Below are 26,136 nucleotides of genomic sequence, written 5' to 3' on the forward strand. Positions count from 1 at the left end.
TCCTGGAGGTCCGCGCCGGGCGGGTGAGCGGTCCGCGCGCGAGACGGTTCAGGTCGACGCGGGGCGGGTCGGTTCTGCGGCGGGGCGGGAGCGGTGCTGCGGGGCTTCGGTGCGCTCCCGGGTGCCGGGGCAGGTGGTCAGTGGCGCATGGGCCAGGCCGAGCCCACGTGGCCGGGCTCCTCGCCCACGTGGCGGGCGCAGGCGTCGGTGAGGGCTTCCAGGAGGCTGAGCGGGTCGGGCAGCGGATGCTCCGGGCCGCGTACCCACCGCACCGCGCGGCCGTCGTCGCCGGGCAGCCGGGCCGGCGGCACGAGGACGTAGGAGCCGCGGCAGTGCCAGCGCAGGCCCGGATGCTCGTCCATGGTCTCCGGGTGGCAGTCCAGCTCGCACGGCCACCACTCGTCCTCGTCCTCGGGGGTGCCGCGGGTGGAGGTGAAGAACAGCAGCCGGCCGTCGTCGCTCTCGGCGACCGGGCCGACCTCGATCCCGGCGGCGAGCAGCCGGTCCATCGCTTCCCGCCCGGCCTCGAGGGGCACGTCGAGCACGTCGTGCACCATGCCGGTGGCGGTGATGAAGTTCGCCTGCGGCTGGTGCCGGGCCCACCGCTCGATCTGCGCCCGGTCGGTCGTGGACTGGGTCTGCCAGGCGAAGGACACCGGGTGCCGGGCGGGCGTGGGACAGCCGACACGGTCGCAGGAACAGCCGTAGCCGGACCCCGGGTGCGCGGCGGGCGCCAGCGGCAGTCCCGCGGCGGCGGCGGCGAGCAGCAGGGCCTGACGGCCGTCGTCCCCGGCGGCCTCCTTCGGGCGGCGTCCGTGCAGCCACTGGGAGAGTTTGCCCTGCCGGCCGGTGCGGCCGCCGAACTGCGCGCTCATCTATCCCCTCGCCTCGCTGGTGTGGACAGCATGCTCCATGGTCCCACCATCCTGCGCCCCCGGTGGACGGTGCCCGCCCGCGGGGTGGGGGCGGCGGGGAGCAGGAGGGGAGGCAAAGGGCGCACGGCGGGGCTCAGCGGGGGGCGATTCCGTACAGCGCGTAGTCGACCAGGGTGTCCGTGTAGTCGTAGGTGATCGGTCCGGTGTACTGGAGCCAGCGCTGGGCGAGCGGGGAGACGAAGAGTTCCAGGGCGATGCGCGGGTCCACGTCGGGCCGCACCGCGCCCTTGTCCTGGGCGGCGCGCAGCCGCTTCACGTAGAGCTGGAGCTGCGGTTCGAGCAGCTGGGCGACGAACCGGCGGCCGAGCTCCTCGTTCACCAGGCCCTCGGCGGCCAGCGCGCGGGAGGGCGCCTCGAAGCGCGGGTCGAACAGCTGGTCCACGGTGAGGCGCAGGACCGTCTTGAGGTCGGCGGCGAGGTCCCCGGTGTCGGGGATCTCATAGGGCTGCTGCCCGGCCTCCCGGGCGGCCTCCTCGCCGAGGTCGAGGAACGCCTCCAGCAGGACGTCCGCCTTCGACGGCCACCAGCGGTAGATCGTCTGCTTGCCGACTCCGGCGCGGGCCGCGATGCCCTCGACGGTGGTCCTCGGGTAGCCGACCTCGGCGACGAGCGCGAGGGCCGCGTCGTAGATGGCGCGGCGGGATCGTTCGCTGCGGCGGGTGGCGTCGGGGGCGGGCTTGTCGACCATGAGGGCGACGGTAGCAGGCGGGTGAGACGGGACGTCTCGTCGTGGGCGCGGGACGCCTCCGTGGGGGACGCCTCCGCAGGGAGCACCGCCGTGAGGGACCTCCACAGGGGGCGCCTTCCTGGACGGCGCTCCTCGTGCCGGGGCGCGCGTGGGCGCGTCCCGGGGCGCACGCCCGTACGCCACTCACGCGGGCGAAAGGGGCCGTCCGGCCCGCGCGCGACGGGCGCGGGCGGCGCACCATGGTCACCAGGCAACACCGAGCAGCCCCAGCAGCCCTGCGGCACCCGAGGAGCCCGCCTTGGCCCGACCCCGCAGCGCCACGCCCCGGCGCTATCTGATGTGCCCGCCGGCGCACTTCACCGTGCGCTACTCCCTCAACCCGTGGATGGACCCGGCCAAGCCGGTCGACACCCCGCTGGCACAGGCCCAGTGGGAACAGCTGCGCGAGGTGTACCGCTCCCTCGGGCACACCGTGGAGGAACTGGCCCCCGTGCCGGGACTGCCGGACATGGTGTTCACGGCGGACGGCGCTACGGTGGCCGACGGCCGGGTGTTCGGCGCCCGGTTCGCCCACCCGGAGCGGGAGCCGGAGGCGGAGGCGCACCTGGCGTGGTTCGCCGCGCACGGCTACGGGCACCTGCACCTGCCCGTCCACATCAACGAGGGCGAGGGCGACCTCGCGGTCACCGCCCCGTTCCTGCTGGCCGGCCGGGGCTTTCGGACCAATCCGCTGGCGCACGGGGAGGCGCAGGAGTTCTTCGGCCGCCCGGTGATCGGCCTGGAGCTGGTCGACCCCCGCTTCCACCACCTGGACCTGGCGCTGGCCGTGCTGGACGACGCGGCCGGCGAGGTGGCGTACTACCCGCCCGCCTTCTCCCCCGGCAGCCGGGAGGTACTGCGGCGGCTGTTCCCGGACGCGCTGGTCGCGACCGAGGAGGACGCGCTCGCCTTCGGTCTGAACGCCGTCTCCGACGGGCTGCACGTGGTACTGCCGCAGGCGGCGGCCGGGCTGTTCGGCCCGCTGCGCGAACGGGGCTTCGAACCGGTCGGCGTGGACGTGAGCGAGCTGCACCGGGGCGGGGGCAGCGTGAAGTGCTGCTCGCTGGAGCTGCGGGGGTGAGCCGCCGGCCCCCGCGGGTCTCCGGGGGCTCGGGCCGGGGTGCGGTCGGGGGGCCGGCTGAGGTGTCGGGTGGCGCCTCGCGGCGGCGCTACAGGGCTTGCGGGGGCCAGGCGTCGCCCCAGTCGGCGTCGCGGGCCTCCTTGTACACGTCGCCGTGGCGCTTGGTGACGGTACGGCGGCGCAACTGCTCCGGCTGTCCCGGGCGCCCCTCCGCGTCCGGAGCCTCGGCGGGCTCGCACAGGTCCAGCAGGACCTGGCCCTTGCGGATCTGCGGCCGCCGTACGACGCGGGCGGCGGCCGGGGTGACCGGGAAGCGGACCGCGGCGACGTACGAGAACTTCTCGTCCTCGTAGGCGAGGGAGCCGCCCTTGACCTGCCGGTGCAGGGAGGAGCGGCTGACCCGGGCCGAGAAGTGGCACCAGTCGGTGCCCGGCACGATCGGGCAGGCCGCGCTGTGCGGGCAGGGCGCGGCGATCCGGAAGCCCGCCCGGATCAGGCGGTCGCGGGCCTCGATGACCCGGGCGTAGCCGTCGGGCGTGCCCGGCTCCACGACCACGACCGCCTGCGCGGCGGCAGCGGCGGCGTCCACGACCGCGGTGCGGTCGGCCGCCGTCAGCTCGCCGAGGACGTAGGAGACGGTGACGAGGTCGGTGGGGTCGAGGGTGAGCGCCGTGCCGATGCGGGCGCGCTCCCAGCGGGCGTCGGCAAGGGCCCGGTTCGCGGTGGCGATCTCCCGGCCGAGGGCGAGGGCGGGGTCGGCCCAGTCGAGGACGGTGACCGGGCGGGGACCCGGCCAGGTGGCGGTGACGGCCCAGGTGGCGGCGCCGGTGCCGCCGCCCACGTCGGTGTGGCCGGCGGGGCTCCAGTCGGGGGCGGTGTCGGCGAGGGCGGTGAGGGCGGTGTGGACGGCCTCGAAGGTGGCGGGCATGCGGTAGGCCGCGTAGGCGGTGGCGTCGGCCTGGTTGCGGAGGACGGGGGTGTGGGTGGGGGTGGTGCCGCGGTAGTTCTCGATCAGGCGCTCCACGGCGCCCGCGGCCTGCTTCGGCGGGAGGCCGTCGAGGAGGGCGGTCAGGGCGGTACGGAGGGTCTCCGACGGGGGCGCGTGCTCGTTCACCGCGTGATTCTCTCAGCTCCGGGGAGGGCGGGGCGTCACGGGCGCACCCGCGCGGCGGAGCCGCAGATCGGCACAGCCCGCGCCCCTGCCTTCGGAGCCGGGGTATCCGGGCGCGCCCGCGGCCCGCGCCCCCTACGGGGCGCTGCGGACCGCTCTGTACAAGCGGGTCGCCGCTCTTGCCCTCGGGGTGTTGGCCGGGGGGTGGCGGTGGGGGTGGACCTTGTTGGTGAGGAGGATCAGGAAGGTGTCCGTGGCGGGGTCCAGGACCAGGGAGGTGCCGGTGAAGCCGGTGTGGCCCGCCGCGCCGTGACCCGCGAGTTCGCCCATGAACCAGGGCTGGTCCACGGCGAAGCCGAGGCCCGGCGGGGTGAGCAGGAGGTCGACGAAGTCGGGGCCGAGGATGCGGGCGGGGCCGTAGGAGCCGCCGGCCAGCAGGGTGCGGCAGAAGACCGCGAGGTCGGTCGCCGTGGCGAACAGGCCCGCGTGGCCGGCCACCCCGCCCAGCGCCCACGCGTTCTCGTCGTGCACCTCGCCGCGCAGCATGCCCCGGTCCGCCTTGGCCCACGGACGGCGCTGGTCCTCGGTGGCCGCCGCGTCCGGGCAGGGGCCGAACCGCGTCGCGGTCATGCCCAGCGGGCGGGTGATGCCGTCGCGGATCAGGACGTCCAGGGGGCGGCCCGTGATGCGTTCGAGGAGGTGTTGCAGGAGGAGCGGGCCCAGGTCGGAGTAGGTGTACGTGCCGGGCGGAGCCGTCGGGGCCTCCGCGCGCAGCATCGTGATGCGGGCGGCGGCGTCCGGGCAGTCGTACAGCGGGAGTTCAGGCCGCAGGCCGGAGGTGTGGGTGAGCAACTGCCTCACGGTGACGTCGTGTTCGGCGGCGGCGTGGAACTCCGGCAGATACGCCCCGATCCGCGCGTCGATGCCCAGCGTGCCCCGCTCGATCTGCTGCACCACGGCCACCGCCGTGAACAGTTTGGTGAGGGAGGCCAGGTCGAAGGGGGTGTCGACGGTCATCGGCACCTGCTTGCCCGGCGGGAGTTCGACACCGCCGCCGGTGTCGGGATCGTAGGACGCGTACCGTACGGCCCAGCCGGCCGCCTCGGCGACGGCGATCACCGGGCCCCGGCCGGCGACCACGACGGCGCCCGGCGCCCAGGGGCGTTCCCCGGTGGTGAGGACGCGCACCTCGCGGACGAGGCGGCGCAGTTCGGCGGGATCGAGGCCGGCTCGCTCCGGTGTGCCCCGGCGCAGTCTCGGTGCGCTCAGCTTTCCGCTCCCTTACCGGCCGGTGCTCCGTTCCAGGGACGGCACATTCCCACGAAGCAGGCCAGCGCCGCCACCGCGGCCACCAGCTGGACGAGGGCCATGGGGACGGCGGTGTGCTCGCCGGCGACGCCGACCAGCGGGGAGGCCACAGCGCCGACGAGGAAGGACGTGGTGCCGAGCAGCGCGGAGGCGGCGCCGGCGCTGTGCTTGGTGCGCATCAGGGCGAGGGCCTGGGTGTTGGGCATGGTGACGCCCATCGCCGACATCAGCACGAACAGGGCGGCGGCGACCGGCGCGAGGCCGACCGTGCCGAAGACGCCGGTGGCCATCAGCAGCAGCGCGGTCGCCGCGAGGATGACCACGACCAGGCCGACGGCCAGCACCCGGTCCAGCCGCACCCGGCCGACCAGCACCTTGCCGTTGATCTGGCCGACGACGACCAGCCCGACCGAGTTCAGCCCGAACAGCAGGCTGAAGGTCTGCGGGGAGGCGCCGTAGATCTCCTGGATGACGAACGGCGACGCAGATATGTAGGCGAACAGGGACGCGAAGGCGAAGCCGCCGGCGATCATGTAGCCGGTGAACGCGCGGTCGGCGAGCAGCCGCCGCATTCCGCCGAGGGCCTGCCCCACTCCCCCGTCGTGGCGGTCGGCGGGCGGCAGGGTCTCGGGGAGTTTCGTCCACACCACCGCGCCGAGCAGCGCGCCCACCACCGTGAGCACGACGAACACGCCCCGCCAGTCGGTGATCCGCAGGATCTGGCCGCCGATGAGCGGGGCCACGATCGGGGCGACGCCGGAGATCAGCATCAGCGTGGAGAAGAAGCGGGCCATGGCCACGCCGTCGTACAGGTCGCGGACGACGGCGCGGGCGATCACGATGCCGGCCGCGCCCGCCAGACCCTGCGCCAGCCGGAAGGCGACCAGCACCTCGACGTTCGGGGCGAGGGCGCACAGGGCGGTGGCCAGGACGTAGACGGCGAGGCCGGCCAGCAGCGGGCGGCGGCGGCCCCAGCGGTCGCTCATCGGGCCGACGACGAGCTGCCCGAGCGCCATCCCGGCCAGGCAGGCGGTGAGGGTGAGCTGCACGGTCGCGGCGGGCGCGTGCAGGGACCGGGTGACCTCCGGCAGGGAGGGCAGGTACATGTCCATCGCCAGCGGGGGCGTGGCGGTCAGGCCGCCGAGGATCAGGGTGACCAGCAGGCTCGTACGGCGGGCGGCGTCAGGGGCGGACGCCGCTCCGGCTCCGCTCCCGGCCGGTCCCGCCGGGACGGGCGGCGCCGCGTCCGCGGCCGCCGGGGCCGGTGCCGTGGCCGCGGGTGACGCCGCTCCCGCGGCCTGCGCCGGCACCTGTCCCGTCGCCGCCCCGGCCCCCGTACGCGGTACGTGGGGTTCCGCTGTCCCGCCCTCCGACATGTGTCCCTCCCTCTCCGACTGGTCCGCCACCTATGCTCTCAGCTCGTACACCGTGCCGAGGAACGCATGAGCGAGGGTGGGGTCCGGGGATGTCCGGTATGACGGAGCAGAAGGTGCGCTGGGGGATCCTCGCGACCGGTGGTATCGCCGCCGCGTTCACTGCGGACCTGGTGGACCTGCCGGATGCCGAGGTGGTGGCGGTGGCCTCCCGGCGGGCCGAGCCGGCGAAGGCGTTCGCGGAGCGGTTCGGCATCGAGCGCGCCTACGGTTCCTGGGCCGAGCTGGCGCACGACGAGGACGTCGACGTCGTCTACGTGGCCACCCCGCACGTCGCCCACCGCACCGCCGCCGGGCTGTGCCTGGCGGCCGGCCGGAACGTGCTGTGCGAGAAGCCGTTCACGCTGAACGTGCGCGAGGCCGCCGAACTGGTCGCCCTCGCCCGCGAGCACGGCCGCTTCCTGATGGAGGCCATGTGGATGTACTGCAATCCGCTGGTACGGCGGCTCAAGGCGCTGGTCGACGGCGGCGCGATCGGCGAGGTGCGCACCGTGCAGGCCGACTTCGGGCTGGCCGGGCCGTTCCCGCCCGCCCACCGGCTGCGTGACCCGCGCCTCGGCGGCGGCGCGCTGCTCGATCTCGGCGTCTACCCGGTGTCGTTCGCGCAGCTCCTGCTCGGCGAGCCGGCGGACGTCGCGGCGCGGGCGGTGCTCTCGCCGGAGGGCGTGGACCTGCAGACCGGCGCGCTGCTGTCCTGGGAGGACGGCGCCCTGGCCCAACTGCACTGCTCCATCACCGGCGGTACGGCCACCGTCGCCTCCGTCACCGGCTCGAAGGGCCGCATCGACGTGCCGTCGGGCTTCTTCCACCCGGACCGTTTCGTGCTGCACCGCGACGGCCGTGAGCCGGAGGAGTTCGCCGCCGACCCGGCGGACGGGCCGCGCACCAGCATGCGGCACGAGGCGCTGGAGGTGATGCGGGCGCTGCGGGCGGGCGAGACGGAGTCGCCGCTGGTGCCGCTGGACGGCACCCTCGCCGTGATGCGGACGCTGGACGCGATCCGGGAGCGGATCGGCGTGCGCTACCCGGGCGAGACGGAGGCCGGGGGCACGGCACCGGCAGGCGGCCAGAGTGCGGCCCGGGGTGCGGCCGGTCCCGCCGACGGGGGTGCGGACGGCACCGGCCGCCGGGAGGGCTCCGGGGCGGCGGAGGTCACGCCGGCTTGAGCCCCGGCTCCCCCGCCCCCGTCGCGAAGGACGCGGCCGTCGTGAGCGGCGCGCCCTGCGTGGTCGCCTGGGCGACCGTCCTGAAGCCGGCGCGCGCCGGCTCGCGCCCCGGGGACACCGTGGCGTAGCCGCGCAGCCGTCGAAGAGCCGCAGGTGCGGGTCGGCGGTGTGCGTCGGCGCTCGCGGCGCCGGCGGCCGGCAGGTTGGCGGAGAAGGCGAGCGCGGCGGCGGCGCTGGTCGGGGTCGGGAAGCGGCGACGGCCCGAGGAGCCGGCGGCAGCGCGCAGTTCGGGTGTGCGCGGGCGGCGGCGGGCGGGCGTCGTCCGGGTCTCCTCCCTGGCGGCGGCGCGTGGCGCAAGGGCATGGGAGCGGTCCGGGGCGACCCGGACTCGGCAAGGACATGACCGCTCGGCATGACCACTGCATGGCGGACGGATGAGTTCCGCATGATGCCGCACGGCGCCACGCCGTACGCTGCGGGCCATGAACACCGTGAACAACGCAGGAGACGTACGAACCGGTGGCGGGAGCGGGGCCGGGCGGGTGGCCGTGGTGACGGGCGCCGGTTCGGGGATCGGGCGGGCGGTCGCCGCCGAACTGCTGCGCGGCGGCTGGTCGGTGGCGCTGGCGGGCCGGCGCACCGAGCCCCTTCGGGAGACCGCGGCGCTCGTCCCCGGGGCGCCCTCGCTCGCGGTGCGCGCCGACGTGGCGCGGGAGGAGGACGTGACCGCGCTGTTCGCCGCCGTGGTGGACCGGTTCGGGCGGGTGGACCTGCTGTTCAACAACGCGGGCACGTTCGGGCCCGGCGGGGTGCCGGTCGAGGAGCTGCCCTACGACGCGTGGAAGCACGTGGTGGACACCAACCTCAACGGGGCGTTCCTGTGCGCCCGGGCGGCCTACCGGCAGATGAAGGAGCAGGACCCGCAGGGCGGCCGGATCATCAACAACGGTTCCGTCTCGGCGCACACGCCCCGCCCGCACTCCGCGCCCTACACCGCCACCAAGCACGCGCTGACCGGGCTGACCAAGGCGCTGTCGCTGGACGGGCGGCCGTACCGGATCGCCGTCGGGCAGATCGACATCGGCAACGCCGCCACCGACATGACCGCCCGGATGGAGAAGGGCGCGCTCCAGGCCGACGGCGAAGTGGTCCCGGAGCCGGTGATGGACGTGGCCGACGTGGCCCGCACCGTGCGGCACATGGCCGAACTGCCCCTGGAGGCCAACGTCCAGTTCGCGACGGTCCTGGCGACGACGATGCCGTACGTGGGGCGCGGGTGACGCGGGCGGCGCCTCGCGGGTGCGTGCCGCACGGGCGCGTGCGACGCGGGTGAGCCGGGGCGGGCAGGGACGCCGGCGCGGTCAACGGCGGTGGCGGCCCCGGGTGTCATGCTCCTGAGCGGCGGGGGCGCGGCCTTCCGGGCCGACGGGGCGGCCGAGGGCGCCGGAGCCCGCGGGGCCGCCGCGGGCGGTCCCGGCCGCCGCCGTCGCCGCCCTCCGGGTGCGCGCACGGCGGCGCAGCGCCCACACCCCGCCGGCCAGCAGCGCCGCCGTGAGTCCGGCGCCCTCCAGCAGCCGCCCGGTCGAGGGGCCGGCGTCCGCCGCGACGGACGCACCGGTCCGACCGCCCGAGCCGGCGGCCCGCTGCCCGACGGGGCCGGCCGCGCGGGCGCCGCCCTCGCTCAGCGGGTCCACGAGAGCGCCCACCGCCCGTGCCGCACCGCCCTGCGCGAAGCCCCAGTCGAGCAGGGCCGCGCTCTCCTCGTAGACGGCGTTCGCGCCGGCCGCCGGGTGCATCACGGTGACGAGCAGGGTACGGCCGCCGCGAACGGCCGCCCCGGTGAAGGTGTTTCCGGCCTGCGAGGTGTAGCCGTTCTTCACGCCGATCATGCCGTCGTACGTCCTCAGGCCCCAGGACCCGGTCAGCAGGCGGTCGGTGTTCTGGATCTGGAACGTCTTCTTCCGGCCGGCCGGGAAGTCGGCGGTGCGAGTGCCGCAGTAGCCGCGGAAGTCGGCGTTCTTCAGCCCGTGCCGGGCGAACAGGGTGAGGTCGTAGGCCGAGGAGACCTGGCCCGGGTGGTCGTAGCCGTCGGGGCTGACCACATGGGTGTCCAGGGCCTGGAGGTCGGCCGCCCGGGCCTGCATCTCGGCGACCGTCTTCGCGATGCCGCCGTTCATGGCGGCCAGCACGTGCACCGCGTCGTTGCCCGAGCGCAGGAACACGCCCTGCCACAACTGCTCGACGGTGTAGGTGGTGCCGGGCTGGATGCCGACCAGGCTGGAGCCCTCGGGGACGTCGGCCAGGTCGGCGGCGGTGACCGTGTGCCGGTCGGTGCGGGGGAACTTGGCCAGGACCGTGTCCGCGAACAGCATTTTCAGCGTGGAGGCGGGGGCCAGGCGGTCGTGCGCGCGGTAGGCGGCGAGCACCTCCCCGCTCTCCCAGTCGGCGAGGAGCCAGGCGCGGGCGGTGAGCCTGGCCGGCAGGGCGGTGGCGCCGAGCGTCTGCGCGCCGGGGCGGGCGAGCCGGTCGCCGCCGATCACGGTTCTGGTGTCGGCCGCGGCCGGTGGGGCGGCGGCCGCCATCGGGGCGGCGGCGGTCAGGGCGAGCAGGGAGCGCCTGGACAGGTGGGGGGACATCGCAGACCGAGTGGAATCGCGCACTCCGGGACCGTACAGAGCGAGCCCCCGCCGATGCACGACGGGTCTCCAAAGGCCGATCAAAAGATCATCAAAAGGAGGGAACCTCCCCGTGTACGGGGTGCGTTCGCGGGGGTTGTCCGCTGTGCCCCCGCTGTGTCCGCACCGTCCCCCGGAGGGGTTCCCGCGGCCGGCGCGCGCCTGACCGCTCGTCGCCCGGCCGGTCCACCCTCCACCCCCGCCCGCGCTGCGCCTGGCCGGTCTCGAAGCGGGTGATGCGGCCGTCCCCGGCGACGGTGAACAGCCGGCGGGTGCGCATCTCGCCCCAGGTGTCGTCGCGGTGGCGGGCGACCAGGGCGCGGCCGCCCTGGGACTCGTCGTCCGCCTCCCCAGGGCCGTGCGTGGCGGAGATCTCCGCCACGGCCCACTCGGCCAGGTTCGCGGTCGGCGCCGTCGTCCGACATGGTCGAGCCGGGCCCGAGGAGCCGCAGGAGGGCGTCCCGGTCATGAGTGCCGACGGCGGTGACGAAGGCGCGGACGGCCGGGTCGCTGGGTCCGGCGGTCTGCACGGACGGTCATGCCCGCAGCGTCATACCGGACCCGGCGCCCCGCCACCCGAACGGCGTCCCGGGCGGGCCGGGCGGGTGTGAGCGGTGCGACGGTGGGGACGCGAGGGGGTGTTCCGGGTCGGAGACCGTACCGATGTGCTGGGAGTTCACCGTGACCTGTTACGACCGACGCGATCTGGGCCTGCTGCTGCTCCGGCTGGGCACCGGCGGGGTGCTGGCCGCGCACGGCGCGCAGAAGCTGCTGGGCTGGTTCGGCGGGGCCGGCCTCGAAGGGACCGGTCAGTTCATGGAGTCCGTCGGCTACCGGCCGGGCAAGGCGAGCGCGATGGCGGCCGGGCTGGCGGAGGCGGGCGGCGGGCTGCTGCTGGCGCTCGGCCTCGCGACGCCGGCGGCGGGCGCGGCGGCGGCCGGTGCGATGGCGGGCGCCGCCGCGGTGCACGCGCCGAACGGTTTCTTCGCGCAGAGCGGCGGTTACGAGTACGCCGCCTCCCTGGGCCTGACGGCCGCCGGGCTGTCCGTCACCGGCCCCGGCCGCCTCTCCCTGGACCACGCCCTCGGACACGCGGTGAACCGGGGCTGGATGGTCCCGGCGGCGTTCGCGACGACGGCCGCGGCCACGGCGGTCGTCCTCGGGGCGCGGGCACGGCACCTGCGGCGGCAGAAGGAGGGCACGCAGGAACCCCTGTTCGAGGAGTAGCCCGCCGCGAGGAGCAGCCCGCCGCGCCGAGCGTGCGGACAGCCCCCCCTGGTCCGCCCGCACCGCTCGCGCGCCCCTCGGCGGATGCCCCCGCCTCTCAGTGGGCGCCCTCCACCACTGCCTCACCCGTCGTGGGCGCCCCCTTCTCCGGCGCCCCTTCGACGGCGGGGGAGGTCTGCCTGCTCGGCCACGGGATCCACAGGGCCGTGAGGGTGACGACGAGGGCCGAGGCGGCGACCGTGGCCATGCCGAGGGTCAGGCTGCCCGCGCCCGCGACGAAGCCGATCAGGGCGGGGCCGCCGAGCAGCCCCGTCGTCCCCATCGCGGCGACCAGCGCGAGCGCGTTCGGGCCGTGTTCGGCGGCGGCGACGTACACGCACGGGGTCACGGCCGCCGCTCCGAGCCCGACGCAGGCGAAGCCGAGCAGGGTGGGCACGAGATGGCCCGCCGCCAGGGCCAGGGCGAGGCCGACGCCGGCCACCGCGCTGCCGACCCGCACCACCCGTCCGTCGCCCCACCGGTCCCGCCAGCGGTCCGCCCGCAGCCGGGCCAGCAGCATCATCACGGAGACGACGGCGATGCCGAGCGGGGCGACGGTGGCGGAGGTCTTGACGACGTCCTTCATGTAGAGGGTGGACCAGTCGTTCATGGCGCCCTCGGTGATGGTGCCGAACGCCATCGCGCACCCCATGAGCAGGGTGGCGGCGGACGGCAGCACCGGCCGGGTCCGCTTCTTCGGCGTGTCCGGTTCGGCGGGTACGGGCTCCCGACGGGTGAGCAGGCCGGCGCGCGCGTACCCGAGGAGCAGGAGCAGCAGCACGGCGGCCACGGCGAAGTGGGCCGGGACGGACTGCGTGACGGCGGTGCCGGCGGAGGCCAGAAGCGCGGCGGCGAGCAGTCCGGCGCTGAAGGTGGCGTGCAGCTGGGACATGGCGGTGCGCCCGTACGCCGTCTCCAGGGCGGCGCCCTGGGCGTTCATGGCGACGTTCAGGCAGCCCACGGCGACACCGTCGCAGCAGACGGCGAGCAGGGCGAGGGGATAGTTCGGCACCACCGACAGGGCCGCGAGCACCGCCACCAGGCACAGCCCGGAGAGGAGGGCGAGGCGCCGGGAGCCGAGGCGGCGCATCAGGACGGCGACCAGCGGGAAGGAGGCCGCCGCGCCCGCGCCGCAGGCCATCAGCAGCAGGCCCACCTCGCCCGTGCCGAGGTCCAGCCGGGTCTTGAGCGCGGGCAGCCGGGCGATCCAGGTGGCGTACTGGAAGCCGAGGAAGCAGAACAGGGCCGCGATGGCCCATTTGGCGCGGCCGAACCCGGCCGGGTCGGGGGCCTCCGGTGCGCCGGGGGGCTCGGCGGGGCCGGAATCACCAGGGATCTCCGGGGTGTCCGGGGTCTCGGTCAGCATGCCGGGCGCCTTCCGTGGGTGGGGTGGGCGGCCAGCTCGGCCGTCATGTAGACCGCGTCGGCGCCGTATCCGGCGGGCAGCGGGGTGCCGTGGTGGGCGCGGTAGCCGCGGGCGCGCCAGAAGGGCTCCTTGTCGCCGACCGCGACCAGCGACATGGTGGTGAAGCCGCGCTGCCGGGCGGTGTCGGCCACGTGCCCGGCCAGCCGTCCGCCCAGTCCCCTGCGGCGCAGCGGGCGGGCGATGACGAGGTCGTGCAGATGCAGGTTGGGCGCGTGGTGGACGACCTGTTCGGGGCGGGTCAGGTCGGGGCAGCGGAACTCGGGGTAGGGCAGGGCGAGGACGTAGCCGGCGATCCGGCCGTCGAGGTCGAGGACGAAGCAGGTGCCGGGGCAGGCGCGGGCGCGGGTGCGCAGCATCGGCTCGCCCTCGGCGAGGCCGAGGCCGTCGTACGCCTCGGCCTCCAGGGCGGCGACCGCCGGCCAGTCGGCCTCCCCGATGGCCCGGACGCGCGTGTGTTCCGCCATGTCAGTGCCGCCCTTCGGGGGCCGGGTCCGGGGTGCTGACCGGGCCGGTGAGGCACGTCTGGGGCAGGGGGCGGATGCCGTTGAAACCCAGGGTGGTGTAGCTGGCGGCGTAGGCGCCGGCGGACAGGACCCAGACGGGGTCGCCGGAGGCGAGGGCGCGCGGGACGCGCACGGGGTGGGTGCCGCCGCCGTAGGCGTCGTCGCTGTCGCAGGTGGGCCCGGCCACGACGGCGGGCAGGTACGCCGGGTCGTCCGGTCCGGTCGGCGCGAGGTGGGTGGGGAAGACCAGGCGGTGGATGACCTGGTCCATCTCGTAGAGGCCGTTGAACTTGCCGCAGCTCAGGTAGAGCCAGTGCGCGTCCTCGCCGTCCGGCTGCCGGCGACGGGTCAGCCGGTAGACGTGGGCGCGGACGGCCCCGTGGTCGGCGACCAGGTGGCGGCCCGGTTCCATGACGAAACCGAGCGGCCGGCCGGTGAGGGCGCGCAGGTGGTCCATGCCCTCGCGGAGGAGGGTGTAGATCTTGTCCAGGGGCGGGTCGAGGGGGTTGCCGTGCCGGTCGAGGTAGCCGAGCGCGGGCAGGCCGCCGCCGAGGTTGACGTGGTCGGGTGCGATGCCGATCCGGTCGAGCCGTACCAGCACGTCGGCGAGCAGGTCGACGGCCTGCTGCCACGCCTCGCCGGTCATCTGCTGGGAGCCGACGTGCACGGACAGTCCGGCCGGGGTCAGTCCGGCGGCGCGGGCGGCGGTCAGGACGCGTACGGCGTCGTCGGCCGAGCAGCCGAACTTGCGGTTCAGGCCCCACAGGGCGCCCTCGCCGCTGGTGGCCAGGCGGCAGAACACCTTAGCGCCAGGGGCGTGTTCGGCGACGGCGGTGACGTCCTGGACGCTGTCGGTGGCGAAGGTGGTGATGCCGAGCCGGTGGGCCTCGGCGATGTCGTCGTCGGACTTGACGGTGTTGCCGTAGTGGATACGGTCGGCCCCCACGCCGGTGGCCAACGCCTGGGCGATCTCGGCGGGGCTCGCGGCGTCGAAGCCGGCGCCCCGGGCGGCGAGGCGGTCCAGCACCTCGTCAACGGGGCAGGCCTTCAGGGCGAAGCGGACCCGGACGCCGGGCAGTTCGGCGATCAGTCGGTCGTACTGCGCCTCGATGCCGGGCAGGTCGTAGACGACGCGGTCGGCGGGGGCCGCGGTGAGGGCGGCGGCCAGGCGGGGGCTGAGCTGCACGGTCATCCGCTCCCCCGGCCGGGTGCGGTGTGCCGGGCGGCGGCCACGAGGGCCGGCCAGGCGTCGGCGAGGCGGGCGTAGTCCTCGATGTCGCGTTCGGCCTCCGCCAGCAGCCGCTCCCGCCGGGGGGCGAGGCGCTCGGCGAACTCCTCGTAGCGGCCGCCGAGTTTGCGGTAGGCGGTGTCGCAGCGATCCAGGCGCCAGAGGTTGTCGGCGCGGTCCGGACGGGCGCTCTCGCGCAGGAACCCGGCGACCCGCTCGGTGCGGATGTGCTGGTGCTCGTCGAGGAGCGCGGGGCCTTCGGCGGCGAGGCGGTCGTAGACGCGGTGGAGGTGGAGCATCGACAGCAGGAACTTCACGAACCGCAGCTGGTAGGCGTGGAAGCCGGTGTCGGTGCGGCGTTCGGGGGTGTGGAAGTTCTCGATGTGCCGGTTGTGCAGGATGCCGGGGAGGGTGGCGTCGTGGACGAGGTGGAGCAGGAAGTAGTCGCTGCCGATGGTGTCGGTGGCCGGGGAGAGCGGGAAGCGTTCGTAGACGTCGCGGTCGAAGGCGACGTTGCACATGTCCACGCGCATCGGGTCGACCAGGGCGAGGGTGGAGTCGTCGCCGGTGAAGGGGGCCGTGCCCGCGCCGGTGAAGGACTCCTCGACCAGGTCGCGGCGGCGTTCGTCGGGCCAGTCGGCGGGTGCCCACAGGCCGACCACGTCGTGGTAGACGGTCTCGTCCAGTCGGCGTATCTCCGCTATGTCCACGGAGAGTTCGCCGATGAAGGAGGCGCCGGCCAGGGAGACGGGCCGCCCGGCGAGGGCCGGGTCGAGGTCGGTGCGGGTGACGGCGGCCGACGCCTCGGCGGCGGGGCGGCCGAGCCAGGGCAGCTCGTGGTGGACGGGGAAGACCGGCCGGCCGTCGTGGAGTTGGTAGGCGCTGTCGGAGTCCCGGCGGTGCACCGAGCGGCAGCCGAGGGCGGCGGCCAGCAGGAAGGCGCGGTTGGTGCAGGCGCCGTAGGAGACGCCGGCCGGGAGCATCAGGTCGAGGAAGCCGTCCGCGTCGGGCAGGCCGGCCCGCTCGATCACCCGGCGCAGGAAGGCGCGTTGCGGTTCCTCCCCGAGGTGGTGCACGGTCACCCGCGGCACGGGCGGCAGCGCGGCCAGGACCCGGGCGTGCTCGGCGCGGGTGGTCTCGTCGCAGGAGTCGAGGACGAGCATCTCGACTTCCACGTCGTGGTGTTCGGTGGCGTAGGCGGCCTCTCGGTGCAGCGCGGCGAGGGTGGCGGAGCAGGCGCGGTTGGTGGGCAGGCAGAGGCAGATCCGGTTCACCGCGCCTCTTCCCCGGCGCTCCAGGAGTCCAGGCCGAGCAGTTTGCGCCCGAGGTCGTTCAGTTCGGCGGGGCCGTAGCGCAGGGCCTCGGGGCGGCGGGCGTCGCCGAGCAGGGTGGCGTTCCAGTCGGGGGTGGACAGGGTGCGCCAGGACTCGACGCGGGAGGTGCGCAGCGCGGTGTGCTCCTCAAGGGCGGGCATCATCGACAGGTACTGGACGGCGCGCACCTCGTTCTCGGAGCGGTTGGGCGCGACTCCGTGCGCCAGCAGGCCGTTGAAGATCAGCAGGTCGCCGGCCTGGAGGTCGGGCCGGACGACGGGGAACTCGGCGCGGTCCACGGCGGGCCGGATCGGGTCGCGGCCGGGCGGCTGGGCCAGGCGCCACTCGTCGAAGCGCCGGAACAGCTCCGGGTTGCACTGGAAGCCGCCGAGTTCGGGCCGGGTGTCGTTGAGCGCGATGATGCCCTGGACGCGCTGCGGGAGTACGGCGAGGGTGCTGTCGACGTCCCAGTGCAGCTCGATGTCGAAGCCCTCGTCGGTGGGTTCGATCAGGGAGCGCGAGCGGGTCCGTACGTTGGGCGGGTTGAGGTTGAGCCGGTCCAGGGTGACCCACAGCTCGGCGCAGTCCCACACGTCGGCGAAGGCGTCGTACACGCGCTGGGACTGGCGGCTGTTCCACAGCAGTTGGTGGTGGTACGCCTCGACGAAGCCGTAGATGAACAGGTGCTGGTCGAGTTCCGAGCGGAACTCGGGCTCCTGGTACCAGGTTTCGGGGCGGTCGGGGTCCAGGCCCTGGAAGTCCCAGGTGAACTCCAGCAGTTCCTTGGCCTCGCCGGGGGTGATGGCCTCGCGGACGACGACGTAGCCGTAGGTCTGCCAGTGGGCGAAGTCCTCTTCGGAGAGCACCCTGAGCGGGCGGGTCTTGTCCAGGTCCCGCAGCGGGGTGGGGGCGAGGTAGGTCTCGCCGTCGGCGCTGAAGTAGGGGCGCCCGGAGGCCGCGCGGTGGAGGTAGGGGGTGGGGGCGGGCTGGTGCATGCAATCACTCCGTGGTGATCGAACCGAGGTGCACTCCCACGCTGGACTAGACCAATTTCGGGTGTCAACGGCTACCGGCCGGTACCGGCGCAAGTGCCGCCCAACTGCCGGTTTACTGCCGGTCGCCGGGCATGAGAAAGGCCGGTGCGGGGGTCCGGAAGCCCCGCACCGGCCGGTTCTCGGGCCGTGCGCTCAGCCGCGTCGTCGGGCCGTGCGCTCCAGCCGCGCGTTCCCGGGGCGTGCGCCCCGGTCGCGTTCCCGGGCCGTGCGGCTCAGCCCGCGACGACCGCCTCCGCCGCCGCCACCCCGCACACCCGGGCGGCGCCGTGCGTGGCGATGTGCAGCGCGCCGCGCGGCGGTGCCTGCGGGACGCCCATCTCGACCACCACGGTGTCCGGGCGGGCGGCGAGCAGCGCGTCCAGCGCCGCGCCCATCCAGGCGTGCCGGTGCTCGTCGCGGACCGCGGCCACGATCCGGCGGCCCTCGGCGGCGGCCAGGGCGGCGGCCCCCGCGTCGGCGCCCGCGAAGGAGCCCGAGGCGCTGCCGGGCAGCAGCCGGCGCAGCTCGGCGGCCACGCCCCACGGGGTCTCGTCGCCGACCGCGATGTTGGCCTCGGGGCTGAACTGGGCCACGAAGACCGGTCCGTCGACCGGCGCGACGGTCTGCCTGCGGGTGACCCGCAGGGCGCGGCGGGCCGCGACCAGGCCGATCTCCGGTTCGGGCGCGACGTCCGCCGCGCCGCCGCGGGCCTCGGCGGTCCACCGGGCCAGCTCGCGCACCCGGGCGGCGGCGTCGCTCAGCCGCTCCTCCGGCAGTTCGCCGGAGCGCACGGCGGCCACCAGCGCGTCGCGCAGGCTGAGCACGGTGGCCTCGTCGCACAGTCCGCCGCCGACGCAGATCGCGTCCGCGCCGGCCGCGATGGCGAGGACCACGCCGTGCTCCAGGCCGTAGGTGCCGGAGATGGCGCGCATCTCCATGCCGTCGGTGACGATCAGGCCCTGGTAGCCCAGTTCCTCGCGCAGCAGACCGGTGAGGATGCGGCGGGAGAGCGTGCCGGGGCGTTCGGCGTCGAGGGCGGGCACGAGGATGTGCGCGCTCATCACGGCCCGGGTGCCGGCGGCGATCGCGGCCCGGAAGGGGGGCAGCTCGCGCTCGTAGAGGGTGTCGGCGTCCACGTCGATGCGCGGGACGGCGTGGTGGGAGTCGACGTTGGTGTCGCCGTGGCCGGGGAAGTGCTTGGTGCAGGCGGCGACGCCGGTGGACTGCAGGCCCTCGACCCAGGCGGCGGTGTGCCGGGCCACCAGGTCGGTGGCGGCGCCGAAGGAACGCACGCCGATGACCGGGTTGTCGGGGTTGGCGTTGACGTCGGCGGACGGCGCCCAGTCGAAGTTGACGCCGCAGGCGGCCAGGCGCCGGCCCAGCTCGCGGGCGACGCCCCGCGTCAGGTCAGGGTCGTCGACGGCGCCGAGGGCGTGGTTGCCGGGGAAGGAGGAGCCGGTGCGCACGTCGAGGCGGGTGACGTCGCCGCTCTCCTCGTCGATGGCGACCAGCAGGTCGTCCCGTTCGGCGCGCAGCTGTCCCGTGAGGGCGGTGACCTGCTCCTCGGTGACGACGTTGCGGCCGAACAGGGCCACGGAGGCGAGTCCCTCGCCCAGGAGGCGGCGCACCCAGTCCGGGGCGGTGGTGCCGTCGAACCCCGGCTGGAGCACCGCTAGCGCGTCGCGGGCGAGGGCGCCGCCCGGGGCGGAGCCGCTGTCGGACCCCGTGGTGGCGAGTGTGGTCATCGGCGGTGTCATCCCTTCACGGCGCCGTCGGTCAGGCCGCTGACGGCCTTGCGTTGCAGGAAGATGAAGAGGATCAGGATGGGCAGCGCGAACAGGGACGAGGCGGCCATGGTGGCGCCCCAGTCGTCGCCGAAGGCGGTCTGGAACTGGGAGATCCACAGCGGCAGCGTCTGCTTCTCGATGTCCTTGTTGAGGATCAGGACCAGCGGGAACTCGTTCCAGGCGGTGATGAAGCCGAACAGCGAGGTGGCCATCAGGCCGGGCGCGAGCAGCGGGAAGATCACCTTGATGAAGGCCTGGAGGCGGGTGCAGCCGTCGACCATCGCCGACTCCTCCAGCTCCTTGGGCACCGCGGAGACGTAACCGCGCAGCGTCAGGATGGTCAGGGGCAGCACCATCATCGTGTAGAAGACGGTGAGCGGGACCAGGCTGTCGAGCATGTCGTTGTCGCGGACCAGCATGTAGATGGCGATGATCATGACCTCCCAGGGGGCCATCTGCGCCAGCATGAAGGTCACGATGAGCCCGCGCCGGCCCCTGAACCGCATCCGGGCCAGGGCGAAGGCCGCGAACAGCGCGATCACGAGGGAGATCAGCACCGAACTGACGGTCACGATCACCGAGTTGGCGACCAGCGTCCAGAAGTGGTCGGCGTGCACCGCCTTGTCGAAGTGCGAGACGGTGGCGTGGTACGGGAACCACACCGGGTCCTCGGTGATGATGTCGCCGGTCGGCTTGAACGCGGTGGCGAACATCCAGTACACGGGGAACACGAAGCCGACGAAGAGGACGACGGCGGTCGCGTTGGGCCAGATACGGCCGAAGAGCGAGCGCTTCACAGCTCGTCCTCCTCTTGCTTGAGCACCATGCGCAGGTAGTACGAGGTGATGACGAGCAGGACCAGGATGGTGAGGAAGGAGATCGCCGCGCCGACGCCGAAGTGCTGGTTGCCGACGCCCTCGACGTAGGCGTAGATCGGCAGGGTCTCGGTGAGGTGGTCGGGTCCGCCCTCGTTGAGCGCGAAGATCTGCGCGAACGACTTGAACACCCAGATGACCTCGAGGAAGGTCGTGGCGTACAGGAACGGCCGCAGGAAGGGCAGGGTCACGGAGGTGAAGCTCTTCCAGGCGCCGGCGCCGTCCAGGGCGGCGGCCTCGTAGAGCTCCCTGGGGATCGTGGTGGTGGCGGCGTAGAGGTTGATCGCCACGAACGGCACCGACTGCCAGACGATCAGCAAGATGATCACGAAGAAGGTGGAGAACTGGCTGCTGAACCAGTTGTAGTCCGCCATCGAGTGCCAGCCGAGCTTGTCCAGGACCCAGTTGACGACGCCGAAGCGCTGGGCGAACAGCCACTGGTAGACGGTGGTGGCGGCGATGACGGGCATGGCCCACGCGAGCACGACGCCCACCATGAGCAGCAGCCGCATCTTCTTGCCGAGGCGGGCGAGCAGCAGCCCGATCAGGGTGCCGCCGACCATGATGAGGACGACGTTGACCGCGGTGAAGACGACCGAGCGCCCGACGACGCTCCAGAAATCCGAACCGCTCAGGATCTCCTTGTAGTTGTCGACGCCGTTCCACTCGGTGAGGTGCTGGATGAGCTGCCGCGGGTTGAGGTTCTGGAACGACAGGATGCCGTTCTTCACCAGTGGCCAGCCGAGCAGGACCACGGTGGCCACCAGCGCGGGCAGCAGCAGGAGGTAGGGAGCGGCGGCGGCGCGGCGGCCGGCCGGGGTCTTCGCGGTGCGGGACTCACCCCGCGGGGGCGCCGGCGGCCCGGCCTTGCGGACAGCGGGCTCCCCGGCCGTGTCCGTGCCTTCGGTCTGCACTGACATGAGTTGCCATCTCTTCCGTGGCCGTACGAACTCCGGGTACGAACTCCGTGGCCGCACGGACGACACAAGGGGCCGGGGGCGCCTTGGGCGCCCCCGGCACGGTCATCAGTTCTTCTGGGCCAGGCGCTTGTTGATGTCGGACTCGACGTCCTTGGCGGCGTCGGCCGGCGCCTTGCCGTTGAGGACGGCGGTCATGTACGCCTTGATCGGGTTCGGCGTGTTCTCCACCGCGGCCCACTCGGGGATCAGCGGGGTGGTGCCGCCGACGGCGGCGCCGGGCGCGGCGGCCTCGGCGGCCCCGTTGCCCTTGAGGTTGCCCTCCAGCGACTCCTTGTTCGGGATGACGCCGTTGAGCTTGGACAGCTCGCCCTCGAACTGGTCGGACAGCGCGACCTTCAGGAACTCCTTGGCCAGCGACTGCTTCTTGCTGTTCTGCGCGACGGCCAGGTTGGAGCCGCCGAGGAAGACGCCCTCGGGCTTGTCCGCGGTGGCGCCGGGGATGGTGAAGTAGCCGAGGTCCTTCTCGATGTTCTTGTTGGCCTGGATGGCGGTGGCGGCCTCCCAGCCCATGCCGATGAACGCGCCGGTCTTGCCCTTGGCGAAGACCGTGGCCTGCTGCGGGGTGGCCTCGTCCTTGTCCTTGGGGGCCTTGGAGTAGGAGGCGTACTTCTTGTAGATCTCCATGGCGGCGGCGACCTTCGGGTCGGCCAGGTTGGAGACGTACTTGTCGCCGTCCTTCTTCACCAGGTCGGCGCCCTGGCCGATGATCAGGCCGTCGAAGAAGTACCAGTTCTGGCCGGGCAGGTAGATCGGCTCGGCGTCGGTCTTCTTGCCGATGGTCTCCAGGTCCTTGAAGAACTCGTCACGGGTCTTCGGGGTGTCCGTGATGCCGGCCTTCGCCCAGATCGCCTTGTTGTAGACGACGACGCGGTTGGCGAAGTACCAGGGGGCGCCGTACTGCTTGCCGTCGTAGACGGAGGACTTGGAGACCGACTCGGTCCAGCCGGAGCCGATCTCCTTCTTCAGGTCGCTCAGCTCGGCGAGGCCGCCGGTGGCCGCGTACGCCGGGGTCTGGGTGTTGCCGACCTCCAGGACGTCCGGCGGGTTGGACTCGGAGAGGGCGGTGGTGACCTTCTGCTGGATGCCGTCCCACTTCTGGATCTCGAACTTGACCTTGGCGCCGGTCTTCTTCTCGAAGGCGGCCTGCACGTCCTTGGTCCACTGCTCCGGCACGGAGCCGTCCATCGTCCAGACGGTGAGGGTCTGACCCTTCCAGCTGTCCGGTCCCGCGTCCTTGCTGCTGTCCTTGTCGTCGCCCCCGCCACACGCCGAGACGGAGACCATCATGCCCGCGATCACGATCGCGGCCGCAAGCTTGCGCTTCACGCCACCCTCCTCAGGGATGCCACTAACCCCCCACGCCCCCGGCGGTGATGCGCGCACGACGCTGTTTCACGTAGGGCTCGGGACCCGGTCACTAATGGTGTAGACCAGTACGACGGAGCTTGGCCTAGACCTTTTGAGGTGTCAAGGGTGGTTCGGGAGCCTGTTCCCGGGCGTTATGAGAAAGACACCTGAGCGTGCTCGCGCCCGTTTGCGGGCCGGTTCAACCGGAGTCGCCGCCTCCACAGTTGGACTAGACCATAGGGGAGTTGGTCGCTATAACGGGAGCCCACCCACACAGCCGGGAAGGCAGGCATGGCCACCGACGTCAGCAGCGCCCCGCACCACGGGGGGACACCCGGCCGCGTCGCGCGCGTGCCGAAGTACTACCGGATCAAACAGCAGGTCCTGGAGATGACGCAGGCGCTTCAGCCCGGCTCGGCCATGCCGGCCGAACGGCTGCTCGCCGTCCGGTTAGGAGCATCGCGCACCACCATCCGGCAGGCCCTCCAGGAACTGGTCGGCGAGGGCCGGCTCGACCGCATCCAGGGCAAGGGCACCTTCGTCGCCCAGCCCAAGCTGTACCGCTCGCTGCGGCTGACCTCGCACACCGAGGACATGCGGGCCCAGGGCCTGGAGCCCGCCTCGCAGATGCTGGACATCGGCGAGATCCCGGCGGACGTGAAGCTCGCGGCGCTCCTTGACATCGCTGTCGGGGAGCGGGTGCTGCGCATCGAGCGGCTCCGGCTGGCCAGCGGCGACCCCATGGCGATCGAGACGACACACCTGTCCGCCGTGCGCTTCCCCGGGCTGCGGCGCACCCTGGCCACCCGCCCCTCCCTCTACACGGCGCTCGCCGAGGTCTACGGCGTCCACCTCGCCGAGGCCGACGAGACCATCGAGACCTCGCTGTCCACCCCGCGCGAGGCGCAGCTCCTCGCCACCGACGTGGGCCTGCCGATGCTCCTGCTGTCCCGGCACTCACGGGACGCGGAGGGGCGGCCGGTGGAGTGGGTGCGGTCGGTGTACCGGGGCTCCCGCTACAAGTTCGTGGCCGCCCTGCACCGTCCGGGCCACCCGGCGTACCGCGGCGGCGTGACCGCGACGGTACGGCGCGGCGGGGAGGGCGGGTGAGGGGTGCCGCGACGGGGGACGGCGCGACAGGGGGCGGCGCCCCGGCGGGAGGTGCCGCCGCGACGGGGACGGGGGCGGCGCACGGGACCGGGGCGGGGGCCGGGACGGCCGGTTCGGCCGGCGCGGTCGGGGGGTTGTCGGCCGCGCTGGTACGGGCGCGGGAGGCGGCCTGCCTCACCCAGGGGGAGTTGGCGCAACGGTCCGGGCTGAGCGTAAGGGCCATCCGCAACCTGGAGACCGGCCAGACCGCCCGCCCCCGCAAGCAGTCACTGCTGCTCCTGGCCGAGGCGCTGGGACTGCCGCCGGGCGAGGTGGGGCGACTGCTGCGGCTGCCGCGCACCGAGCAACGGGGCGCGGCGCAGGGCGGGGCCGTGGCACAAGGCGGGGTGGTGCCTTCGGGCGGAGCCACACCAACGGGCGCGTCCGCGCCACCAGGCGCGCCGGCACCGCCGTGCGCGCAGGCGCCACCGGCCGTATCCACGCCGCCGTGTGTGGCCGTGCCTCCGGGTACGGCGGCCGAACCCCCGGAGATGTCCGCACGGCCAGGTGTGCCCACCCCACCGGGCACACCCGCGCCACCAGGTGTGCCCGCACAGCCGTACGCACCCGCACGGGGGAGCGAATCCGCACCGCCGGCCCTGCCCGCACCACCAGCCCTGCCAGTACCACCGATCCAGCCCACCCCACCAGCCCTCCCCGCCCCGCCTCCCCCGGCGGTCCCCGCCGAACTGCCGGCGGCGCCCCGGCATCGGCTGGTGGGCCGGGAGGTGCTCGCCGGGGAGCTGATGGCGCACCTGGCGCGCCGCGACCCCGGCCCCGGCAGGCCCGCCGCGGTCGTCGTCGGTCCGCCCGGCGCGGGCAAGACCGCACTGGTCCTGCGGGCCGCCCACGGTGTGCGGGAGCACTTCCCGGACGGGCAGGTCTTCGTCGACCTGCACCCCGCGAACGCGCGCCCCGTCCCCCCGGACGTCCTGGTCCGCCGCGTCCTGCGCTCCCTCGGCGGCGCCCCCGCAGCCGAACATCCGGAGGAGTCCCGCGCCCAGTTGCGCAACGCGCTCGGCAGCCGACGGGTCCTCGTGGTCCTCGACAACGTCGACGACGAGGCGCAGGTGAGACCGCTGCTGGTGGCCGACGGACGCAGCGCGGTGCTGGTGGCCGCGCGGCGTGAACTGTCCGCCCTGCCGGAGCGGTTCCGCCGCCGGATCGGCCCCCTGGAGGAGCATGACGCCCTCCGGGCGCTCACCGACCTGGTCGGCGCCGAACGCGTCGGCGCCGAACGGCCGGCCGCGCTCAGCATCGTGCGGTCCTGTGCGGGGCTGCCGTTGGCGGTGCACATCGCCGGCCTGTGGCTCACGGCCCGCCCGCACCGCCGCGTGCGGGACCTGGCGGACCGGCTGGCGGACGAGCGGGACCGGCTGGCGGTGCTGCGGATCGGCGACCTGTCCCTGCACGCCAGCGTGGCCGCGTACCTCCGCCTCCTGTCCCCGCAGTCGCGCACGGCACTGCGCCGGCTGGCCCGCTCCCCCGACGACTTCGGCATTCCGGAGACACCGGCCGGGGTGCCGCCGTCGCCCGGTCCGGCCGCCGATCTGCTGGAGGAGCTGCTGCACCACCAGTTGATCCACCCCGTCCCCACGGCACGGCAGGGCGCGACGCGCTACCGCCTGTACGACGCGGTGCGCCTGCAAGCGGCCGAGGACGCGGTACGCCCGCACGCGGCCGAAGCGGCCCGCCGGGCGCCGTCGCGGCGACTTCGTCCCGGCCGCGCGCCGGGCCGGTAGCCTGTCCGCGGGCACGCTGTCGGCCGATCCCGCGGGGGACGTACGGGCGCGAGGGGGAATGTCTTTTGGCACGGCATCCGCAGAAGCGCGGGACGTCGCCCGGCACACCGAGGATCGTCCTGCCCACCGAGGGCGGGACCCCGCCGGCGAGCACCCCGCCCGTCTCCCCCTCCGGGAAGGAGGAACGCTTACCCGCCTCCCCCGGGAAAAGGCGACGGTCCCCCTCCGCACCCGAGAAGAAGCCCCGGCGCGCCCCCTCCCCCGGGAAGCAGACGCCGCCCGCCCCCGTCCGAGCCGCCGTACCGCCCGGCGAGGCGGTCCCTCGGCCACCGCGTCGCGAGAAGCGGACCGCGGGCCCCGCGGCCGACCAGGCGGCCCATCTCCGGCACGTCCTGCGCACCGGGACCGAACAGGACCTCCGGCGCGCGGTCGCCAGTCTGCTGCGCCAGGGGCCCGCCCGGACCGCCAAGGTCGTCAGGACCATGTGGCAGCAGCGCGACCGCCGGCTGGTGGAGCGGACCGTCGCCCAGATCGCCGAGGACCGCGACCGGGCGTTCGCGGTCTCCGGGCAGCTGCGGTCCAGGGGCATGTACGACTGCTCCGTCGCGGTCCTGCTGTGTGCCGTGGAACGGCGTCCCGCCGAACTGCCGGGAATCGTCGAGCAGTTGCGCCGGGAGGGCAGGGAGAAGGACGCCCGGCGCCTCCTGTCCGCCGCCGAGTGGCTTCCGGCCGGCACCCGGGTCGCCCTAGCCGAGGCACTCGGCGCGGCGGGGCTGCGACGCGAGGCCGAAGGGGTGCGCACGGTGCCCGCCGTGGCCCGCCGGGAGGAACCGCCGCCTTCCTACGAGAAGAGCGCCCACATCCTGAAGTACACCTCCCACAGCGCCGAGGCGGAGCGGGCGCTGCACCGCATCCGGCACAGACGGAGGGAGCGCAGGCGGCGGGAGGAGGCCGAGCGGGTCCGGGCGGCGCGGAGCGGGGGCTCGTGGTTCACCGCCCTGCTGCGCCTGCTCGCCCCGCTGTTCGGGCGGCGTCCGTAGCCGGGGCCGT

General features: G+C 74.2%; 22 protein-coding genes and 2 pseudogenes. 8 read left to right on the forward strand and 16 right to left on the reverse strand.

Going from position 1 to position 26,136, the window contains the following annotated elements; genetic code table 11:
* Window positions 1–137 precede the first annotated feature (137 nt).
* Both AB0N63_RS06380 and AB0N63_RS06385 read right to left on the reverse strand, forming a co-directional pair.
* On the reverse strand, window positions 138–875 hold the full coding sequence (locus tag AB0N63_RS06380) for a bifunctional DNA primase/polymerase (RefSeq protein WP_365524922.1): 738 nt from the start codon (window positions 873–875) through the stop codon (window positions 138–140).
* A gap of 133 nt (window positions 876–1,008) precedes the next feature.
* Complete coding sequence (locus tag AB0N63_RS06385; RefSeq protein ID WP_365524925.1) at window positions 1,009–1,623, reverse strand: TetR/AcrR family transcriptional regulator; 615 nt, start codon at window positions 1,621–1,623, stop codon at window positions 1,009–1,011.
* A gap of 298 nt (window positions 1,624–1,921) precedes the next feature.
* Between AB0N63_RS06385 and ddaH the strand changes: the two genes are divergently transcribed.
* Complete coding sequence (gene ddaH, locus AB0N63_RS06390; RefSeq protein ID WP_365524928.1) at window positions 1,922–2,743, forward strand: dimethylargininase; 822 nt, start codon at window positions 1,922–1,924, stop codon at window positions 2,741–2,743.
* Between the two features lie 88 nt (window positions 2,744–2,831).
* On the opposite strand, the gene AB0N63_RS06395 is transcribed toward ddaH, so the two are convergent.
* The 3 genes from AB0N63_RS06395 to AB0N63_RS06405 all read right to left on the reverse strand — a co-directional run bounded on the left by AB0N63_RS06395 (window position 2,832) and on the right by AB0N63_RS06405 (window position 6,538).
* The gene (locus tag AB0N63_RS06395; RefSeq protein ID WP_365524931.1) at window positions 2,832–3,857 is read right to left on the reverse strand and encodes a small ribosomal subunit Rsm22 family protein; all 1,026 of its coding nucleotides are present in this window, start codon (window positions 3,855–3,857) and stop codon (window positions 2,832–2,834) included.
* Window positions 3,858–3,989: 132 nt separating this feature from the next.
* Window positions 3,990–5,123, reverse strand: coding sequence for a serine hydrolase domain-containing protein (locus AB0N63_RS06400; RefSeq protein ID WP_365525639.1), 1,134 nt, complete (start codon window positions 5,121–5,123; stop codon window positions 3,990–3,992).
* Window positions 5,120–6,538 carry a multidrug effflux MFS transporter gene (locus AB0N63_RS06405; protein WP_365524934.1) on the reverse strand — a complete coding sequence of 473 codons (1,419 nt, stop codon included), beginning with the start codon at window positions 6,536–6,538 and terminating at the stop codon, window positions 5,120–5,122. Before AB0N63_RS06405 ends, AB0N63_RS06400 begins: the two co-directional genes overlap by 4 nt.
* Before the next feature lie 98 nt (window positions 6,539–6,636).
* Between AB0N63_RS06405 and AB0N63_RS06410 the strand changes: the two genes are divergently transcribed.
* Window positions 6,637–7,761 (forward strand): Gfo/Idh/MocA family oxidoreductase, encoded by a 1,125-nt coding sequence (locus tag AB0N63_RS06410; protein WP_365524937.1) that lies wholly within the window; start codon window positions 6,637–6,639, stop codon window positions 7,759–7,761.
* 482 nt (window positions 7,762–8,243) lie between these two features.
* Window positions 8,244–9,041: an SDR family oxidoreductase gene (locus AB0N63_RS06415; RefSeq protein ID WP_365524939.1), complete on the forward strand. Its 798-nt coding sequence runs from the start codon at window positions 8,244–8,246 to the stop codon at window positions 9,039–9,041.
* A gap of 81 nt (window positions 9,042–9,122) precedes the next feature.
* On the opposite strand, the gene AB0N63_RS06420 is transcribed toward AB0N63_RS06415, so the two are convergent.
* Complete coding sequence (locus AB0N63_RS06420; RefSeq protein ID WP_365525642.1) at window positions 9,123–10,397, reverse strand: D-alanyl-D-alanine carboxypeptidase; 1,275 nt, start codon at window positions 10,395–10,397, stop codon at window positions 9,123–9,125.
* Window positions 10,398–10,647: 250 nt separating this feature from the next.
* A pseudogene (locus tag AB0N63_RS06425) lies at window positions 10,648–10,966 on the reverse strand (nuclear transport factor 2 family protein); the annotation flags it as partial.
* 151 nt (window positions 10,967–11,117) lie between these two features.
* On the opposite strand from AB0N63_RS06425, the gene AB0N63_RS06430 reads away from it, so the two are divergent.
* Window positions 11,118–11,663 (forward strand): DoxX family membrane protein, encoded by a 546-nt coding sequence (locus AB0N63_RS06430; protein WP_365524942.1) that lies wholly within the window; start codon window positions 11,118–11,120, stop codon window positions 11,661–11,663.
* 97 nt (window positions 11,664–11,760) lie between these two features.
* On the opposite strand, the gene AB0N63_RS06435 is transcribed toward AB0N63_RS06430, so the two are convergent.
* From AB0N63_RS06435 to AB0N63_RS06475, 9 genes are all read right to left on the reverse strand, one after another.
* Entirely contained in the window at window positions 11,761–13,068 is a 1,308-nt protein-coding gene (locus tag AB0N63_RS06435) for an MFS transporter (protein ID WP_365524944.1), read from the reverse strand.
* Window positions 13,062–13,592, reverse strand: coding sequence for a GNAT family N-acetyltransferase (locus AB0N63_RS06440; RefSeq protein ID WP_365524946.1), 531 nt, complete (start codon window positions 13,590–13,592; stop codon window positions 13,062–13,064). Before AB0N63_RS06440 ends, AB0N63_RS06435 begins: the two co-directional genes overlap by 7 nt.
* Before the next feature lies 1 nt (window position 13,593).
* Window positions 13,594–14,823, reverse strand: a complete 1,230-nt coding sequence (locus tag AB0N63_RS06445; protein ID WP_365524948.1) for a type III PLP-dependent enzyme — start codon at window positions 14,821–14,823, stop codon at window positions 13,594–13,596.
* A complete protein-coding gene (locus AB0N63_RS06450; RefSeq protein WP_365524950.1) occupies window positions 14,820–16,133 on the reverse strand; it encodes a DUF6271 family protein in 1,314 nt (437 codons plus the stop codon). Before AB0N63_RS06450 ends, AB0N63_RS06445 begins: the two co-directional genes overlap by 4 nt.
* Window positions 16,130–17,167 carry a phytanoyl-CoA dioxygenase family protein gene (locus AB0N63_RS06455; RefSeq protein ID WP_365524952.1) on the reverse strand — a complete coding sequence of 346 codons (1,038 nt, stop codon included), beginning with the start codon at window positions 17,165–17,167 and terminating at the stop codon, window positions 16,130–16,132. Before AB0N63_RS06455 ends, AB0N63_RS06450 begins: the two co-directional genes overlap by 4 nt.
* Window positions 17,168–17,439: 272 nt before the next feature.
* Window positions 17,440–18,951, reverse strand: coding sequence for a glycoside hydrolase family 3 protein (locus AB0N63_RS06460; protein WP_365524955.1), 1,512 nt, complete (start codon window positions 18,949–18,951; stop codon window positions 17,440–17,442).
* An 8-nt stretch (window positions 18,952–18,959) separates the two neighbouring features.
* A complete protein-coding gene (locus AB0N63_RS06465; protein ID WP_365524958.1) occupies window positions 18,960–19,790 on the reverse strand; it encodes a carbohydrate ABC transporter permease in 831 nt (276 codons plus the stop codon).
* Complete coding sequence (locus AB0N63_RS06470; protein ID WP_365524960.1) at window positions 19,787–20,788, reverse strand: sugar ABC transporter permease; 1,002 nt, start codon at window positions 20,786–20,788, stop codon at window positions 19,787–19,789. The genes AB0N63_RS06465 and AB0N63_RS06470 overlap by 4 nt, the downstream gene beginning before the upstream one ends.
* A 105-nt stretch (window positions 20,789–20,893) precedes the next feature.
* On the reverse strand, window positions 20,894–22,174 hold the full coding sequence (locus AB0N63_RS06475; RefSeq protein WP_365524962.1) for an extracellular solute-binding protein: 1,281 nt from the start codon (window positions 22,172–22,174) through the stop codon (window positions 20,894–20,896).
* Window positions 22,175–22,486: 312 nt separating this feature from the next.
* On the opposite strand from AB0N63_RS06475, the gene AB0N63_RS06480 reads away from it, so the two are divergent.
* From AB0N63_RS06480 to AB0N63_RS06495, 4 genes and pseudogenes are all read left to right on the forward strand, one after another.
* Window positions 22,487–23,305 (forward strand): GntR family transcriptional regulator, encoded by an 819-nt coding sequence (locus tag AB0N63_RS06480; protein WP_365524964.1) that lies wholly within the window; start codon window positions 22,487–22,489, stop codon window positions 23,303–23,305.
* Window positions 23,302–23,568: pseudogene (locus AB0N63_RS06485) on the forward strand (helix-turn-helix transcriptional regulator); the annotation flags it as partial. The gene AB0N63_RS06480 and the pseudogene AB0N63_RS06485, both read left to right, overlap by 4 nt.
* 492 nt (window positions 23,569–24,060) lie before the next feature.
* Window positions 24,061–25,086, forward strand: coding sequence for an NB-ARC domain-containing protein (locus tag AB0N63_RS06490; RefSeq protein WP_365525645.1), 1,026 nt, complete (start codon window positions 24,061–24,063; stop codon window positions 25,084–25,086).
* A 65-nt stretch (window positions 25,087–25,151) separates the two neighbouring features.
* On the forward strand, window positions 25,152–26,126 hold the full coding sequence (locus AB0N63_RS06495; RefSeq protein ID WP_365524967.1) for a hypothetical protein: 975 nt from the start codon (window positions 25,152–25,154) through the stop codon (window positions 26,124–26,126).
* The last annotated feature ends 10 nt before the right edge of the window (window positions 26,127–26,136 follow it).

This window comes from Streptomyces sp. NPDC093260 (assembly GCF_040683715.1).
GTDB classification, from domain to species: Bacteria; Actinomycetota; Actinomycetes; order Streptomycetales; family Streptomycetaceae; genus Streptomyces; species Streptomyces sennicomposti.